This is a genomic window from Flavobacterium sp. FG19 (assembly GCF_057809475.1).
Map to the genome: position 1 here is coordinate 15,266 of NZ_JBMDKA010000023.1, position 14,352 is coordinate 29,617.

The window sequence follows — 14,352 nt, forward strand, 5'->3', positions numbered from 1 at the left end:
AATCTATGAAATCTCTTGTTTCCATATTAAAAGCCTTACCTCCTGTCAAAATTATTGATGCCTCTATCGATTTTTCAAAATACCTTCCTTTAGATTTATCAATAACCAATACTGAATTGGTAGCGAGTAAACCGGAAACATCTGAAGATTTTGAACGTTTTATTTTTGGATACATGGCAGCACATAATGCAGAAGTAGCCTATGGCGGCTATATTGAAGGTCGTAACCTGTATAAGAGAAGTTCGATTTTTAAGAACGACTCGGTTCCTGAACGCAACATTCATATAGGACTTGATTTATGGGCAAAAGCCGGAACGGTGGTTGCAGCACCTATTGACGGTAAAGTACACAGCTTTAAAAACAATGAAGGTTTAGGCGATTACGGACCTACTATTATATTAGAACACAGAGTTGAAAATGAAAAATTCTATACTTTATACGGACATTTATCGTTAGAAAGTATAAAGAACTTAACTGTTGGGACAACTTTTAAAAAGGGAGAACCTATTGCAACCCTTGGAAATTCAACAGTCAACGGTGATTATGCACCGCATCTGCATTTTCAGATTATAAAAAACTTAGGAGACAAATGGGGTGATTATCCCGGAGTCTGCAATACCAATGATTTGAATTTCTATATTGAAAATTGTCCTGACCCTAACTTATTATTAAAAATAACTTAAATGATTATGAAGAAAGCGGGATTGATTATATGTTTGTTGCTACTAATAGGATGTAAATCTAAAACTGTCAGCCGGGATACCGAAGATTTAAAAATAAAGAAAGTACCTGTTTCCGAAATAAGTTCAGAACAACAGAGAAAAGCATATGAATTAGGAAAAAGAGTTTTAGAAACCTGTAATACGTCAAAATTTAAACCTTTTAATGAAACTGAAGTTACCCAGTCAGTAAGAGAAAATACTACTGAGGAACGACTGACTAAAACCTGCACGAGGTTCAGACAATATTACGGCAGTTTTATAGATTTAAAATTAGACGGTGTTTACAAAACGAGAAATGAAGTTATTTACCGTTATCATGCCCTGTATACTAAAAAGGTGGCTAATAAAGAACTTCGTGTTTTTGTAAATGAAGAAAATTTAATCTCAGCTATTAAATCAATGGACTGGGATGAAAAATTTGATGCCCGATTAAACGAACAATAAAGTAAAAAATATGAAAATACAAATGCCACTGCTTTTATTACTGTTTATTACAGCCTTTACAAATGCTCAGGAAAAAATGACGGTTAAAGGACAATCTTTTCCAGCGACTCAGAATTACACTTTTATCTGCGAAAAATATGCTTTTACAGGTGAAACCGAAATTCAGATTGCAAAAACGGATAAAGGCGGCATTTTAAAAATTACCATTGCTACTGCCAATGACAAAGCCCGTATAGCTGGAGGTTTATATGTTGACCTGGCCAATGCGGATGTTATAGCCTGTGTAGATAAAAATGTAAAAGAATCTTCAGATGGCAAAACAACCTCCTATTATTATTTTACGCCTGCCGAATTTGCAAAGCTTAAAAAAACAGACATGTATGCTGTGAGGTTTATCATCAACGGAGGTGACAATACATTTGGAAACCAAACCGGTTACTTTACGACGTACAATAAAAAGAATTATTTTTCAACGGCTTATGATACCTCCAAAAAGAGTTACGATACGGCTAAAGAAATTAGTATTTTATAAATAGAATATTTCATAAAATAAATCTTATATTTATATTCTAATTTCAAATTTATGACTCCTAACGAAGCTTTAATTACAAAGTTCTATACTGCTTTTGCCAATTCTGATGCTAAAACTATGGCAGAATGTTATCACCCAAAAATTCATTTTATAGATCCGGCTTTTGGTTTGTTAAAAGAAGAACAGGTTGCCAGAATGTGGGAAATGCTGCTGCTTAAAAGCAAAGGCAATATTAAAATTGAATTTTCAGATGTAAAAGCAGATGAATCTACAGGTTCGGCAAAATGGGTCGCCACGTATAATTTCAGTAAAACAAACCGCAGGGTTATTAACAAAATATCAGCTGAGTTTGTTTTTCAGGACGGGCTAATCATCAAACATACTGATAGTTTTGATGTTTGGAGATGGTCCAAACAGGCCTTTGGCACTACAGGTTATTTGCTGGGCTGGACCGGTTTTTTCCATAAAAAAATTCAGGAACAGGCGTTGCTGTCACTTAAAAAATTCCAGGAAGCCCGATAAGGTTCTAAAACTTCCTTCTGTTATTGATGCGTAAATAGTGTTGAATCCTGAAACCATGAACGAAGTCCTACACAAAAAACTAAATCAACTACAGGCAACGGCCATCTGCGGAAACGATATCAGCTCTTCCTGCCTTTATGTTTCGGCACTTACTATTTTATATGCCGGACAATATGCCTGGATTTCTCTTTTAATTGTGGGGGTGGTTTTATTTCTTTTCAGAAAAATTTATGGCGAAGTGGTAGGAGCAATTCCTTTAAACGGAGGGGCTTACAATGTTTTGCTTAATACATCGACTAAACGCCTCGCCTCTCTGGCAGCTACTTTAACCGTGTTATCGTACATGGCAACGGCAGTAATCTCGGCTTCTGAAGGAATGCATTATCTGCACGGCATTTTTGAAGGGCTGAATGTGACCACAGCAACTGTTGTCGTTTTAATCTTTTTTACTTTTCTTGCTATACTCGGAATAGGTGAATCAGCATTTGTGGCCGTAATTATCTTTGTCACTCATATTGCTACTTTAAGCTTACTCGTTCTGGCTTCACTTTGGTTTATTCTGAACCACGGTTTAAGTACTTTTCATATCAATTGGGAAACACCAATTGCTTTTGGAAATATCAAAACGGCTCTATTTCTTGGATTTTCGGCTGCTATGCTTGGAATTTCAGGTTTTGAAAGCTCGGCCAACTTTGTAGAAGAACAGCAGACAGGCGTTTTTCCGAAAACACTGCGTAATATGTGGGCATTGGTAAGTTTCTTTAATCCGGTAATTGCCATTCTTCTTATAAGTGTTATCCCGCTGGCACAGGTGGGAGAAAACAAAGAATCGCTTCTGGCTCACTTAGGAGAAACTACAGGTGGTTCATGGCTGGCCTGGCTTATTTCTATAGACGCTGTTCTGGTTTTATGCGGAGCCGTGTTAACCTCATTTGTAGGTGTTTCGGGATTACTAAACCGTATGACCCTGGACAGGATTCTGCCCAACTATTTTCTAAAAGCCAATAAGAGAGGTTCTCATTACCGAATCATAATCAGTTTTCTAATTCTTTGTTTATCTGTTCTTTTTGCTACAAACGGCCATCTGGAATCTTTGGCCGGAGTATATACTTTTTCATTTCTCGCGGTAATGGCTTTATTCGGGATAGGAAACTTACTTCTTAAATTCAAAAGACGAAAACTGCCAAGACCGGAACGAGCCCATGGTTTGGCCGTGGTTATTGCTGTTTCGTTTATCATTGCTGCTTTTGTTGGCAATATGAAATTAAATATCAATGCCTTTTTTACCTTTTTACAATATATGGTTCCGGCACTTATCTTTATCGGAATCATGCTGAATCGGGTTATACTTATAAAAGTACTGATAGAAATTTTAGAATATTTCTACCAGCCGCTTCGCAAAATGGTAATTCTAAGCAACCGCTATCTCCAGAATTTAAGTACTGAAATTAACTCACAGGAGTTTGTTTTCTTTACTAAAGGAGACAATATTGCAATTTTAAATAAAGTACTGCAGTACGTAGAAGGTAATGAAACTACCAAAAAACTGAAAATTGTATACATTAAAAAAGACGAAAAAACCAATGAAGCTCTAGTAAAAGATCTTGAAGTTTTAGATCGTGCTTATGATAATATCGACATTGAATACCTGGAAATTCAGGGCGTTTTTGGACCGCAGATAATTGACGAATTGTCAAAAAAATGGAAAATCCCTAAAAACTTTATGTTTATAGGCTCTCCGGGAGATAAATTTTCTTATCGTGTTTCCGATCTTGGCGGAGTCCGTCTGATTATGTAATTTTTACAGCGAAAAAATCTGAATTTTATAAAAATAAACCCGGCAGATTTTTAAACTGTCGGGTTTAGTATTTTTCGTTATTTAAATAAAAACTAAGATTTAAACCAGCCTTCTACCAATTCATCTTCAAAAGAACCGGCATTTTTATGGATAAACTCGTTAGTATTTTTATTGTATGAGTAGTCTAAAGCCCATTCTGTGTGATTTTTAGCCAGCTCTTTTATACTGTCGCAAACAAAAGCAATTTCTTCATCTGTTGTCGTTGGATGAATAGACATTCTGATCCATCCCGGTTTTTTAATCAGATCCCCTATTGTGATTTCGTTTACCAGTTTGTTAGAAGTTTCCTGATCTACATGCAGTAAATAATGCCCGTAAGTTCCGGCACAGCTGCATCCGCCTCTGGTCTGGATTCCAAATCGGTCATTCAGTAATTTAACTCCTAAATTAAAATGAAGATCTTCAATAAAAAAAGAAACAACTCCCAGACGGTTTTTATGCTGCCCGGCCAGAATTTTAATATTTTCAACAGGTTCTAATTCATTAAAAACAAAATCAACGATCTCATGTTCACGCTGTAAAATGTTTTCAATTCCCATTTCTTCTTTAAGCTCAATGGCCAGAGCGGTTTTTATAACCTGAAGAAATCCCGGAGTTCCCCCATCTTCGCGGTCTTCGATATTATCTATATATTTATGTTCTCCCCAGGGATTTGTCCAGCTTACGGTTCCCCCGCCCGGACAATCCGGAATCATATTGTTGTATAATTTTTTATTGAAAATTAAAACTCCAGAAGTTCCGGGTCCGCCAAGAAATTTATGCGGAGAAAAGAAAATAGCGTCCAGATACGCTTCCGGATCAGCCGGATGCATATCAATTTCTACGTAAGGTCCTGAACAGGCAAAATCCACAAAACACACACCATTATACTGGTGCATTAATTTGGCCGCTTCGTGAAAAGGCGTTTTTAAACCTGTAACATTCGAGCATGAAGTTATCGACGCAATTTTAATCGTCCGGTCACTGTATTTTTGCAGCAGCAGCTCTAAATTATCCAGACAGAAAAGCCCTTTTTCGCAGGATGGAATAATTTCAACATCAGCAATAGTTTCCAGCCAGGAAGTCTGATTAGAATGATGCTCCATATGTGAAATAAAAACAATCGGTTTTTTCTCGGCCGGAACAGTGGTAAAATCTTTTAAATTTTCAGGAATTTTCAAACCCAAAATACGCTGAAATTTATTGATAACGCCCGTCATTCCGGTACCGTCTGTAATCAGAACATCATCTTCACTTGCATTCGTATGACGCTTAATAATATGTCTGGCATGATGATAGGCTTTTGTCATGGCAGTACCTGACACTGTCGTTTCAGTATGTGTATTGGCTACAAAAGGCCCAAACTGGTTTAGTAGTTTCTCTTCAATAGGCCTGTAAAGTCTTCCGCTGGCAGTCCAGTCTGTATAAACAATACTTTTTTTGCCAAAAGGTGACATAAATTCCTGATCTATGCCAACGATATGCTGTCTAAAATCCTGAAAATAAGTTTCAAGACTGATGGTACTATTTTTGGTATTCATTAGTTGTGCCTGTATTTGACTGCAAATATATTGTTTTTTTATAAAATTGAGAATTTATCAATAATAAACTTCAAATGTTGAATATATTTATATTAAAGGAGTATTTTTTAGATAAATTATCACAATATTCTATCGGATTAATAGGGCATGTAAACTTAAACAATCACATTTATGGGAAATTTAGCAACAGCCACTTTTGGTGGTGGATGTTTTTGGTGTATTGAAGCTGTTATCCAGCGTTTAAAAGGAATAGAAACCCTAAAATCCGGTTATTCAGACGGATCTATTAAAAATCCTGCATACCGTGAAGTTTGTACGGGACGAACCGGTCATGCAGAAGTAATACAAGTAACTTTTGATCCTGACATTATTTCATATCACGATCTGATCACTATATTCATGACCAGTCATGATCCTACAACATTGAATCGTCAGGGCGGAGACAGCGGAACACAATATCGTTCTATTATTCTGTATCATGATGAAGCGCAGAAAGAAGCCGCTGAAAAGGTTTTCGAAGAAGTACAGCCTGTTTACCCAGATCCCATTGTTACGCAGTTAAAACCTTTTGAAGTATTTTATGAAGCTGAAGAGTATCACCAGGATTATTACAATAACAATCAGGAAGCCGGTTACTGTCAGGTCGTAATTGATCCGAAAGTTCAGAAGCTGAAAAAAATGTATGCTGACAGATTAATTGACTAAAAAAAGAAGAAGGGACAAATTCAGATGAAGAATTTAAAAATAAACAATCGATTTACAGCCGAACTGCCAGCTGATCCCGATGAAACCAATCAGGTTCGTATGGTAAAGAACACTGCCTTTTCATATGTAAATCCCACAAAGCCATCGAATCCGCAATTGATTCACGCTTCTGAAGAAACAGCAGAATTGGTAGGTATTTCAAAAGACGAAATTCAGTCTGAAGAATTTTTGAATGTTTTTTCAGGAAAAGAAATTCTACCGGAAACACGACCATATGCAATGTGTTATGCGGGGCATCAGTTTGGAAACTGGGCCGGACAGCTGGGTGACGGACGTGCTATTAACTTAACAGAGGTAGAACACAATAATACGTTTTTTACCCTTCAGTTAAAAGGTGCCGGACTAACTCCTTATTCCAGAACTGCTGACGGTCTGGCTGTTCTCCGTTCCTCTATAAGGGAATATTTATGCGCCGAAGCGATGTTTCATTTAGGGGTTCCTACTACCCGCTCTCTTTCCCTGGTTCTTTCGGGCGATCAGGTTTTACGTGATATTTTATATAACGGAAACCCAGCATACGAAAAAGGAGCTGTTGTATGCAGGGTCGCGCCTTCCTTTATTCGTTTTGGAAGTTTTGAAATGCTGACGGCCAGAAACGAACTTAAAAATTTAAAACAATTTGTTGATTATACCATAAAACATTATTTCCCTGAAATTAAAGGTGAACCTAAAGAACAGTACATTCAGTTCTTTAAACAAACGGCCGACACTACACGTGAAATGGTTCTGCACTGGCAGCGGGTGGGTTTTGTACATGGTGTTATGAATACGGATAATATGTCGATTCACGGAATCACAATTGATTACGGTCCTTATGGCTGGCTGGAAAATTACGATCCTAACTGGACGCCCAATACAACCGACCGCCAGTACCGAAGATACCGTTTTGGCAATCAGCCGCAGATTGCCCATTGGAATTTGTACCAGCTGGCTAATGCGATTTATCCTTTAATTAATGAAGCAGAGCCCCTGGAAAAAATCTTAGAATCATTTATGGATGATTTTATTTTGGATTATAAAGAGATGCTTTTAAATAAGTTAGGGTTGTTTATTTCAACTTCTGCTCAACTTGATAATGATCTAACTGATGAACTGGAAGCCGTTTTACAATTAACAGAAACGGATATGACGATCTTTTTCAGAAATTTAAGTCTCGTTAAAAAAACGGATGCAATCGAAAAAGCCATTGAAAAAATTCAATATGCATTTTATAACATTGAAGAAGTTTCGGGAGATATACTAGAAGCCTGGAAAAAATGGTTTTCGATCTATCTTAAAAGATTGAATGAAGAAACAGCATCAGACGAAGAACGCTCAGAAAAAATGAATAGTATAAACCCTAAATACGTACTTCGAAATTATATGGCCCAACTGGCTATCGACGAAGCGGATAAAGGTAATTACTTGCTTATAAATGAGTTTTACACGCTTTTGCAGAAACCATATGAAGAACAGCCGGAATATGAAAAATGGTTTGCTAAACGTCCGGACTGGGCCAGATCTAAAGTGGGCTGTTCGATGCTTTCCTGCAGTTCTTAAGTTTTTTTTCAGCCGCGAATTCACGAATTTTTATTTTTTGTCTAATGATATATGGTTAGTGTAATTTACACTAAAAATCAATTTCTAAAAAATACTAATTCGTGAATTCGTGGCTGAAAAATTATTTCGCTGAAATATGATGCATAATCATACTGGCATGAATTCTGGAATTCTCAATAAACCATTTATGGGTCTGCATTCCCCCACACACAACACCAGCAAGGAACAAGCCTTCTACATTCGTTTCCATAGTTTCGGGATTATAAACCGGAATTTTAAGTTCGTCGTTCGAAAGCTGTATTCCAATTTTTTCCAGAAAATGCAGATCCGGTTTATAACCGGTTAAAGCCAGTACGAAATCATTTTCAATTGTAACTTTTCCGTCCGGCGTTTCGATTTCAACTTCATTGTCGCGAATTTCAACAATATTAGACTGGAAAAATGCTTTGATACTTCCCTCTGCAATTCGGTTTTCAATATCCGGTTTCACCCAGTATTTCACTCTGCTGTTAATTTCGTTTTTACGGATCACCATGGTTACCTCTGCTCCTTTTCTCCAGCATTCGAGAGCAGCATCTACAGAAGAGTTATTAGCTCCCACTACCAAAACTTTTCTAAAAGCATATTCATGTGCTTCTTTATAGTAATGACGAACCTTAGGCAGTTCTTCACCTTTTACCTCCATCTGAATCGGGATATCATAAAAGCCAGTCGCGATAATCACGTTATCAGCTTCGTACTTATTTTTATCAGTTGTGATCTCAAAAACAGCATCCGAATTTTTATGGATTTCATTTACCTTTTCAAATAAGTTGATATTGAAGTTAAAATAGCGGTGAATATTTCGATAGTATTCCAAAGCTTCCTGACGACCTGGTTTGGGGGCTAAACAATTAAACGGAATATCGCCAATTTCAAGTCTTTCTGCCGTAGAGAAGAAAGTCATATACAAGGGATAATTAAAAATACTGTTTACAAGAGCGCCTTTCTCCAGAATCAGATAACTTAAATTTTTCTTCTGGGCTTCGATAGCGCAGGCAAGACCTATTGGGCCTCCTCCTGCTATAATTAGGTCATAACGGTTATTCATATTAGTAGTTTCCCCAGTTTTTAAAAGGGTTTTTACTTAAAAAAGCATTATAATATCTTTCATCATTAGTTACTTCCTCTCCCAGCCAGTCCGGTTTTTCAAAACTTTCGTTTTCCGACTGTAATTCAATTTCGGCCATTATTAATCCTTCATTTTCTCCGTAAAATTCATCGACTTCAATAATATGGTTTCCTGATTTTACTTCGTAACGTGTTTTTTCAATTTTTCCTTTTTCGCATAATTTGAGGAGCTCTTCGGCTTCATCAACGGGAATTTGGTTTTCCCATTCAAAACGGGTCATTCCGCCCTGCTGTCCAATTCCCTTTATGGTTAAAAAAGCTTTTTCTCCTTTAATTCTCACGCGGACAGTTCTTTCGGGAACAGAACTTAAATATCCCTGTGCTATGGTATTTTCTGCAAATGCCTGTTCTTTAAAATCACCTGATTTTACAAGAAACTTTCTTTCTATTTCGAGCATTTTGTATCTGAATTTATTTTATGGCAAGTTACTCATTTTAATCCACTACTGAAATTGGATTTACGTAAATCTGATTCCGCTCTTTCATTTCAAAATTCCGTTTCATTAGTCTAAGATGAAGCCATTTTCTATTGATTATTAATGTATTAGCATTTATATTTTTGGTAAATTTGATAGAATCTAAACTCCGTACGTATGTCTAAAAAAGCACTTTATCCGGCAGGTATAGTTCTCACAATCATATTGGGTACTCTTTTATATGTGAAATACTGCTGTAATTGTTGTGAGAATTCACCACAAGACGATACTCAAAAGGCTTCTCAGGTGGTGGTTAAGAACGATAATTCGATTCCTTTTTTACTGAAGGGATCCGGATTTGAATATAAAACGAATGATAACTTTAGGTTTTTAAAAAATAACGCTGCTATTCTTGAGCCTGTTAGTGATTCTGTTACAGCAGGTATAGAAAACCTTAAAGTTTTTCTCGGATCGAATCCGGGACAAAAAATTACCATTACAGGTTATGGCTTATCAGATGAAAAAAATACTACTCAATTTGAAAATCTGGGACTTGCCAGAGCCAATGCAGTTAAAAATTATTTTATTTCAAAAGGCCTTTCCGCTTCGCAGCTGAATAGCAGAGGAGAAATTTTAAACAGCTGGAAATCAAACAACGATACACTTATAGGTCCGGTGGAATATCAATTTGAAAAAACTTCGAATACAGGAATTACAAAAAACAGTGAATGGGGAGATTTAAAGGAAAAAATTAATACTGACCCGTTAATTCTTCATTTTAGTACGAATCAGACAAGTTTACAATTAAACAGTGAAGAGGAACAAAAGATATCTGATATACTGAAGTACTTACAAAATGAAAAAAATGCTTCAGTGCTGGTAACAGGACACAGTGATAATACCGGGAATCGGGAGCTTAATATTGCTTTAAGCCAAAAACGGGCAGAATTTTCAGGTAATTATTTAATCAAAAAAGGAGTTCAGGCTTCCCGAATCGCAACAGAAGCAAAAGGCCCTGACGAACCCATTGAAGACAATACAACATCTAAAGGCAGAGCGGCTAACAGACGAACTGTAATTACAATCAAATAAAAAGATACGATTATGAATTTACCATGTATTTTAATACCCATTGTAACAGGTATAATCTGTGGAATATTAGGTTATTTACTTGGAAAACTAAACTCTAAAGAAGATAATTCGCTTTCAGCTGTTTTACAGGCCGATCTGGATGCGTGTAAAGCCAATGCGAAAAGCCTGCAGACCAAAATAGCGTCTTTAGAAGCTGATTTAAATGCGCAGGTAAAACCGGCCGCACCAGCTCCAAAAGCTTTTACTGCTGAAATTCCAAAAGTAGTTTTTGATGCCGGGCTTGCGGAAACTGTTTTAGGCAAAAAAATAACTGAAAACGATTTAAAAATTGTAGAAGGAATTGGTCCTAAAATCGAAGCTTTATTCAAAGCGGCTGGTATCGCAACCTGGTATGATCTTTCGCAGGCATCCACAGAAAAACTACAGTCTGTCCTGGAAGCCGGAGGGGAAAATTTCGCTATGCACAATCCTAGTACCTGGGCAAGACAGGCACTTCTTGCGTATCAGGGAAAATGGCAGGATTTAAAAGAGTGGCAGGATAGCTTACTGGGCGGAAAAGAGTAATGTAAGGTATATAAACAAGCAGAGTGACAAAAGATCAAAGATTTGCTGCTTTGCTTGTTTTGTTATAAAAAATTAGAGTTCCAGCTTTCTGTGGTATCGTACCATAACTTTCCCTGTTTTACTTTTAGAGGGCAATCAATATTATTGGTGTAAAGCGCTCCTGTGCCCAGACCCTGAGGCATTTTTGAATTTAAGGTAAAAGTCCACTGAGCAATGGCGTTTAAACCAATATTACTTTCAAGTGCAGAAGTAATCCACCAGCCGATATTGTATTTTTCTGCCAGTGTAATCCATTCCTGTGTTCCTTTAAAACCACCAATAAAACTTGGTTTTAAAATAATGTACTGCGGCTGGATTTCCAGAAGTAATTTTTCTTTTTCTTCAAATGAAAAAACACCTATTAATTCTTCATCGAGAGCAATGGAAAAAGGCGCTGCTTTACACAAATGTGCCATAGCGGCATGATTACCTTTTTTAATAGGCTGCTCAATACTATGAAGCTGAAAATTATTAAGCTGACTTAGTTTATGTAAAGCTTCTGTTTCAGTAAAAGCGCCATTAGCATCTACACGAATTTCAATTTCTTCTTCGGAAAAATGACTGCGGATAAAAGCCAGTAATTCCAGTTCTTTTTGAAAATCAATAGCTCCAATCTTTAATTTAATACAGCTGAAACCGTCGGCCAGTTTTTCTTCTATCTGCTGTTTCATATAACCGGGATCTCCCATCCAGACCAAACCATTTATTTCTATAGATCGGGTATGTGTAGTAAAATCAGATGGAAAAAGTAAATAAGGATTTTCGCTTTTTAAGGATAAAAATGCCATTTCGATCCCAAACTGAATAGAAGGGAATTCTATTAAAGCTTCCCAAAGTGCCGCTTCACCTAAATAAATGTTTTCGCAGGCCCATCTCAATTTTTCCTCGTAATCCTCACGGTCGTCTGCGCTTAGACCACGCAAAATTCCACACTCTCCTATTCCTTTATTACCATTTTCTTCAAGAATGATAAACCAGGTTTCTTTTTGGGTCATAATACCTCTTGACGTCCCTGACGGACGCTTAAATTCAAGCATGTATTGATGGTAAGTCGCTTTCAGCATTTTATTTATTTTAAACCCTGTAAGGTATTTAAGAAAATTAAGCCTGCACTCTTTAATTATACAGTTTTAAGATTTTTTCGAAATCTTTTGAAGGAAGACCTGCTTTTTCGAAAAGAATAAAATCAGTTTTCGTTTTGTCCTGCCAGCTGACACTGTCGGTTACATTCTGATCTTTGTATTTTTTATAAATTGCTTTAGCTTCACTATAATTATTATTTACTAAATATACATGAGCCAGATTGAGTTTTACCAATAACTCTGTATCATCAAGCTTTTCTCCTTCCTGCAGGAACTTCAGCGCTTTTGCATATTGTTTGGTCAGGATATAACAATAACCTATAGAACTGTAATCAATCGCAGAGGCTTTTCCGTCTCTAATAATTGTATTTAGTTTAGGAATCGCTTCGTTGTATTTTTGCTGTTTGATCAGTGCGGCAGCCTGTTTTCTTAAATCATTATAGATGTTTTTAGAAATGTCGGCATCTTTATAACAGAGATTTCCAAAATCTTTATATACTTTGCTTTTTTCAACGGCGAGCAGCTTCTGAAATTCTGAATAACGGTATTTACTTATTATTTTATCCAGAATACAAACACAAAAATCATCAGAATTAGCCATTTTTTGAGCCATTGTTGATGTTTTACACAAACTGATAATTTCGTTTTTATTCTCCTGATTCCAGCCTCTGTTTAATTTGGTGTCGACCCAAGGCACTACTTCCAGAACAATTTTCTGATTTAAAAGCCAGTTTTTACTATGAAAACCAAACCAGACATTGCTGATATTCTGTCCGAGGCAGGAAGATTTGTCAAGAGATAATCTTTTAGCATCTTTACTTAAAGGTTCGTTTTGAGCATAACAAGCTTTATCTGTTTTTCCGTCTTCTACATACTTTTTTGCATTTTCATTAGAAGTAAAAAGACTGTAAGTACAGGTATCATCACCTGAAATTTTAGACATTAAGAAAACAGCTCCGGCAGATCCCTGACTGATTCCGCTGGGATCAGGAATGGCTTTTAACAAAGAAACCAGACTGTTGGCCATTTGCTGGTTTTCGTCTAAAAGGGTAATTCTGTAAATGATTTCGGTAGTCCCAACAGGAAGATCTTCTGTTTTCAGAACAATACGGTCACGGGCAGAAACAATAATTTCCTTTGTTGTAGCACGTTCTTTGTCCCAATAACCGTCTTTTTGAGCAAAAGCGCTATAAACCGAAGTGAGTAAAAGAAATAGAAATATTCTTTTGGAGTTCATATTTGAGTCGGATTTTTTAAAAACTCTTTATGTTTTTGAAGCAGATTTATGATTCTACTGATTTTGTGTGCTGAACCTATTTATAAAACGATATTCTTTTGCGCCAGTTTCAGCCAGCGCAAAAGAGATAACGTAATGCGGATCAGCTGCTTATAATTCTATAGATTCTCCTATTTCTATAAGCATTAAATCTTTTCCTTTATCAAAGAATTTACGAATAGATTCTTCATGGTTGATTTCTATATAACCAAAGGTATCAAAGTGATAGCCCAAAATTTTGTCACATTCTATAAAATCAGAAGCAATAATGGCATCTTCTACATCCATTGTAAAATTATCACCAATTGGCAGGATAGCCAGATCCAGTTTAGTTCGTAACGGAATCAGTTTCATGTCCATTGTAAGTGCAGTATCTCCGGCGATGTAAATATTTTTGTGTTCGCCTTCTATCACAAATCCACCAGGATTACCTCCGTAAGTGCCATCAGGAAAAGAACTCGAATGAATAGCATTTACATATTTTACTTTCCCGAAATCAAATTTCCAGTTTCCACCATGATTCATCGGGTGCGCATTAAAACCTTTTTTAGCATAATAACTGGCAATTTCTGCATTTGAAACAATAACAGCATTGGTATTGGACGCAATAGTTTCAACATCCAGAACGTGATCTGTATGAGCGTGGGTAAGCAGAATATAATCTGCTTTTAATGTATTCACGTCAATAGCGGCCGCTTTGGGATTTCCGGAAATAAAAGGGTCCACAATAATATGTTTTCCTCCAACTTCAATTGCTAAAGAAGCATGTCCGTAGTATGTTATTTTCATTTTTTTATTTTTTAAAGTTTAA

The 14,352-nt window shown here is 36.5% G+C and carries 15 protein-coding genes; 9 read left to right on the plus strand and 6 right to left on the minus strand.

Going from position 1 to position 14,352, the window contains the following annotated elements; translation table 11 throughout:
* Window positions 1-5: 5 nt before the first annotated feature.
* Genes ACODST_RS20175 through ACODST_RS20195 form a run of 5 tightly spaced genes read left to right on the plus strand, consistent with a single transcriptional unit; the run spans window position 6 to window position 4,018 of the window.
* A complete protein-coding gene (locus tag ACODST_RS20175) occupies window positions 6-683 on the plus strand; it encodes a peptidoglycan DD-metalloendopeptidase family protein (RefSeq protein WP_488933887.1) in 678 nt (225 codons plus the stop codon).
* A gap of 6 nt (window positions 684-689) precedes the next feature.
* Window positions 690-1,166 carry a hypothetical protein gene (locus ACODST_RS20180; RefSeq protein WP_488933974.1) on the plus strand — a complete coding sequence of 159 codons (477 nt, stop codon included), beginning with the start codon at window positions 690-692 and terminating at the stop codon, window positions 1,164-1,166.
* 10 nt (window positions 1,167-1,176) lie between these two features.
* Entirely contained in the window at window positions 1,177-1,698 is a 522-nt protein-coding gene (locus ACODST_RS20185) for a hypothetical protein (RefSeq protein ID WP_488933888.1), read from the plus strand.
* Between the two features lie 51 nt (window positions 1,699-1,749).
* Window positions 1,750-2,220 (plus strand): nuclear transport factor 2 family protein, encoded by a 471-nt coding sequence (locus tag ACODST_RS20190; protein ID WP_488933889.1) that lies wholly within the window; start codon window positions 1,750-1,752, stop codon window positions 2,218-2,220.
* Window positions 2,221-2,275: 55 nt separating this feature from the next.
* Entirely contained in the window at window positions 2,276-4,018 is a 1,743-nt protein-coding gene (locus ACODST_RS20195; protein WP_488933890.1) for an APC family permease, read from the plus strand.
* Window positions 4,019-4,110: 92 nt separating this feature from the next.
* Here ACODST_RS20195 and ACODST_RS20200 read toward each other — a convergent pair whose 3' ends face one another.
* On the minus strand, window positions 4,111-5,598 hold the full coding sequence (locus ACODST_RS20200; protein ID WP_488933891.1) for an aminotransferase class V-fold PLP-dependent enzyme: 1,488 nt from the start codon (window positions 5,596-5,598) through the stop codon (window positions 4,111-4,113).
* Window positions 5,599-5,769: 171 nt separating this feature from the next.
* On the opposite strand from ACODST_RS20200, the gene msrA reads away from it, so the two are divergent.
* Window positions 5,770-6,303 carry a peptide-methionine (S)-S-oxide reductase MsrA gene (gene msrA / locus ACODST_RS20205; RefSeq protein ID WP_488933892.1) on the plus strand — a complete coding sequence of 178 codons (534 nt, stop codon included), beginning with the start codon at window positions 5,770-5,772 and terminating at the stop codon, window positions 6,301-6,303.
* Between the two features lie 24 nt (window positions 6,304-6,327).
* Window positions 6,328-7,902, plus strand: coding sequence for a protein adenylyltransferase SelO (locus ACODST_RS20210; RefSeq protein WP_488933893.1), 1,575 nt, complete (start codon window positions 6,328-6,330; stop codon window positions 7,900-7,902).
* Between the two features lie 121 nt (window positions 7,903-8,023).
* Here ACODST_RS20210 and ACODST_RS20215 read toward each other — a convergent pair whose 3' ends face one another.
* Together ACODST_RS20215 and ACODST_RS20220 are read right to left on the minus strand one after the other, a co-directional pair.
* Entirely contained in the window at window positions 8,024-8,992 is a 969-nt protein-coding gene (locus ACODST_RS20215; RefSeq protein WP_488933894.1) for a YpdA family putative bacillithiol disulfide reductase, read from the minus strand.
* Between the two features lies 1 nt (window position 8,993).
* Entirely contained in the window at window positions 8,994-9,470 is a 477-nt protein-coding gene (locus ACODST_RS20220) for a CYTH domain-containing protein (protein WP_488933895.1), read from the minus strand.
* Window positions 9,471-9,665: 195 nt separating this feature from the next.
* On the opposite strand from ACODST_RS20220, the gene ACODST_RS20225 reads away from it, so the two are divergent.
* Window positions 9,666-10,580: an OmpA family protein gene (locus ACODST_RS20225; RefSeq protein WP_488933896.1), complete on the plus strand. Its 915-nt coding sequence runs from the start codon at window positions 9,666-9,668 to the stop codon at window positions 10,578-10,580.
* Window positions 10,581-10,592: 12 nt separating this feature from the next.
* Window positions 10,593-11,144 (plus strand): hypothetical protein, encoded by a 552-nt coding sequence (locus ACODST_RS20230; RefSeq protein ID WP_488933897.1) that lies wholly within the window; start codon window positions 10,593-10,595, stop codon window positions 11,142-11,144.
* Window positions 11,145-11,206: 62 nt separating this feature from the next.
* Here the strand turns inward: ACODST_RS20230 and ACODST_RS20235 are convergent, their stop codons facing one another.
* From ACODST_RS20235 to ACODST_RS20245, 3 genes are all read right to left on the minus strand, one after another.
* Window positions 11,207-12,244, minus strand: coding sequence for an o-succinylbenzoate synthase (locus ACODST_RS20235; RefSeq protein ID WP_488933975.1), 1,038 nt, complete (start codon window positions 12,242-12,244; stop codon window positions 11,207-11,209).
* A 55-nt stretch (window positions 12,245-12,299) separates the two neighbouring features.
* A complete protein-coding gene (locus ACODST_RS20240) occupies window positions 12,300-13,502 on the minus strand; it encodes a tetratricopeptide repeat protein (protein ID WP_488933898.1) in 1,203 nt (400 codons plus the stop codon).
* A 150-nt stretch (window positions 13,503-13,652) separates the two neighbouring features.
* Window positions 13,653-14,330 carry a metal-dependent hydrolase gene (locus ACODST_RS20245; protein WP_488933899.1) on the minus strand — a complete coding sequence of 226 codons (678 nt, stop codon included), beginning with the start codon at window positions 14,328-14,330 and terminating at the stop codon, window positions 13,653-13,655.
* Window positions 14,331-14,352 lie beyond the last annotated feature (22 nt).

What these genes read in the sequence shown, in the direction of transcription:
- ACODST_RS20220 (WP_488933895.1), bottom strand. Translation starts at nt 9,470, where the DNA reads ATGCTCGAAATAGAAAGAAAGTTTCTTGTAAAATCAGGTGATTTTAAA.
- ACODST_RS20240 (WP_488933898.1), bottom strand. Translation starts at nt 13,502, where the DNA reads ATGAACTCCAAAAGAATATTTCTATTTCTTTTACTCACTTCGGTTTAT.
- ACODST_RS20175 (WP_488933887.1), top strand. Translation starts at nt 6, where the DNA reads ATGAAATCTCTTGTTTCCATATTAAAAGCCTTACCTCCTGTCAAAATT.
- msrA (WP_488933892.1), top strand. Translation starts at nt 5,770, where the DNA reads ATGGGAAATTTAGCAACAGCCACTTTTGGTGGTGGATGTTTTTGGTGT.
- ACODST_RS20210 (WP_488933893.1), top strand. Translation starts at nt 6,328, where the DNA reads ATGAAGAATTTAAAAATAAACAATCGATTTACAGCCGAACTGCCAGCT.
- ACODST_RS20185 (WP_488933888.1), top strand. Translation starts at nt 1,177, where the DNA reads ATGAAAATACAAATGCCACTGCTTTTATTACTGTTTATTACAGCCTTT.
- ACODST_RS20195 (WP_488933890.1), top strand. Translation starts at nt 2,276, where the DNA reads ATGAACGAAGTCCTACACAAAAAACTAAATCAACTACAGGCAACGGCC.
- ACODST_RS20245 (WP_488933899.1), bottom strand. Translation starts at nt 14,330, where the DNA reads ATGAAAATAACATACTACGGACATGCTTCTTTAGCAATTGAAGTTGGA.
- ACODST_RS20200 (WP_488933891.1), bottom strand. Translation starts at nt 5,598, where the DNA reads ATGAATACCAAAAATAGTACCATCAGTCTTGAAACTTATTTTCAGGAT.
- ACODST_RS20180 (WP_488933974.1), top strand. Translation starts at nt 690, where the DNA reads ATGAAGAAAGCGGGATTGATTATATGTTTGTTGCTACTAATAGGATGT.
- ACODST_RS20215 (WP_488933894.1), bottom strand. Translation starts at nt 8,992, where the DNA reads ATGAATAACCGTTATGACCTAATTATAGCAGGAGGAGGCCCAATAGGT.
- ACODST_RS20225 (WP_488933896.1), top strand. Translation starts at nt 9,666, where the DNA reads ATGTCTAAAAAAGCACTTTATCCGGCAGGTATAGTTCTCACAATCATA.
- ACODST_RS20190 (WP_488933889.1), top strand. Translation starts at nt 1,750, where the DNA reads ATGACTCCTAACGAAGCTTTAATTACAAAGTTCTATACTGCTTTTGCC.
- ACODST_RS20230 (WP_488933897.1), top strand. Translation starts at nt 10,593, where the DNA reads ATGAATTTACCATGTATTTTAATACCCATTGTAACAGGTATAATCTGT.